We start from the raw sequence: 1,595 nt of genomic DNA, 5'->3' as shown, positions 1-1,595 counted from the left end.
AGCAAAAAGGACCCTTAATTTATACCCAAGGAGGACTTCAAAATGAATTATACACAAAACCAGAAAATTTCTCAAGTAAAACCATCAACTTTGATCATTGGAATTGATATTGCAAAAGACAGCCATGTGGCTAGAGCTCTAGACTACCGAGGTATAGAATTTGGCAAACGCTTGGTCTTTGACAACAGAATGCATGGATACCAACAGCTACTAGATTGGGTAACCAAGCATAAAGAAGAAAATGATAAAACCAATGTCATTTTCGGTGTTGAACCAACAGGTCATTACTGGTTTAACCTGGCTTATTTCATTACAGATAAGGGTTACGATTTTGTTCTTGTTAATCCCATGCATGTAAAGCGGAGTAAAGAGCTAGACGACAACTCACCCACTAAAAATGATACCAAAGATGCTAAAGTTATAGCTCAGCTGATAAAAGACGGGAGATACTCAGTACCAAACCTCTTAGAAGGCGTACATGCCGAACTAAGACAAGGCGTCAAAATAAGAGATCAACTAGTCAAGCACCAGATGAGCGTAGAAGGGCGCATCCAAAACACTATCCAGCGCTACTTTCCAGAGTTTTTAGATGTCTTTGGTGATTGGCGGGGAAAAGCAGCTCTTTGTACTCTTAAAAAGTTTCCTCTACCATCTGAAATCAAAAAGATGACACCAGAGGAAGTGCTTGAAAAATGGAAGCCCTCTGTAAAGCGAGGGATAGGCATAAGTAGAGCTAAAAAACTTGTAGATGCAGCTAAAAACAGCGTAGGGATTAAAGTGGGTACCCAGTTTGCTAAACATGAGTTAGAAACCCTAATAGCACAATATGAGCTGTATCAGAAACAATTAGCAGAACTAGATACAGAGCTAGAAGCTCTAGTAGATAAAATGCCAGGGGCAAAAGAAATGAAAGCAATACCAGGGCTAGGAGCAGTAACAGTGGCGCTATTTTACTCAGAAGTAGGCGACATAACAAAATATAGTCATCCACAACAACTAGTTAACTTAGCAGGGCTATCACTAAAAGAACACAGTTCAGGTAAATACAAAGGGCAGACCAGAATAAACAAGCGAGGGCGGAGTCGACTACGCAGAGCCTTATACCTAGCGATACGCCCACTAGTTGCCCACAACCAGACATTTAAAACCCTGCATAACTACTATACAAAGCGCCCAGAACGCCCGTTAAAGAAGCAACAATCCCTAATAGCCCTTTGCTGCAAATTACTAAGAGTACTGTTTGCCATTGCCCAGAAACAATGTGAATTTGATGGATCAAAGCTATTAAAAGGTTTACCTCAAGCAAATACATTACAGGTAGCTTAAGCTAAATAAGTAATATCAAATAATACACATATTCTCTAAAGACAAACACCAACAGTGCAGAGTCGGAGCTAATTAAATCCATACGGGCACTAGACCCAGCAAAGGAGCATATCCGACCTCCACCTCATGGATACGCAGGACGAAGGAATGTATGGTAAAAAACCGGTGAGATATAGGAGGGTAAGCGACCATGAAACTAGTGGAGACTATAAGCACGGTCATACCATTACTTCCAAACATAACCAGTTTGGCAGATAGGATGGACTTTA

The 1,595-nt window shown here is 40.7% G+C and carries 2 protein-coding genes; both read left to right on the top strand.

Going from position 1 to position 1,595, the window contains the following annotated elements:
* Positions 1-42 precede the first annotated feature (42 nt).
* Positions 43-1,326 (top strand): IS110 family RNA-guided transposase, encoded by a 1,284-nt coding sequence (locus GGQ84_RS15460; RefSeq protein ID WP_429163719.1) that lies wholly within the window; start codon positions 43-45, stop codon positions 1,324-1,326.
* 126 nt (positions 1,327-1,452) lie between these two features.
* Positions 1,453-1,584, top strand: a complete 132-nt coding sequence (locus GGQ84_RS15455) for a hypothetical protein (RefSeq protein ID WP_429163717.1) — start codon at positions 1,453-1,455, stop codon at positions 1,582-1,584.
* Positions 1,585-1,595: the final 11 nt, after the last annotated feature.

This window comes from Desulfitispora alkaliphila (genome assembly GCF_050433185.1).
Classification (GTDB): Bacteria; Bacillota; Desulfitisporia; order Desulfitisporales; family Desulfitisporaceae; genus Desulfitispora; species Desulfitispora alkaliphila.
The sequence above is the reverse complement of the archived record's forward strand: the minus strand, read 5'-3'. Positions and strand labels throughout refer to the sequence as shown.

Excerpts from the sequence above, each read along its gene's own strand:
- GGQ84_RS15460 (WP_429163719.1), top strand. The coding sequence starts at position 43 with ATGAATTATACACAAAACCAGAAAATTTCTCAAGTAAAACCATCAACT.
- GGQ84_RS15455 (WP_429163717.1), top strand. The coding sequence starts at position 1,453 with ATGGATACGCAGGACGAAGGAATGTATGGTAAAAAACCGGTGAGATAT.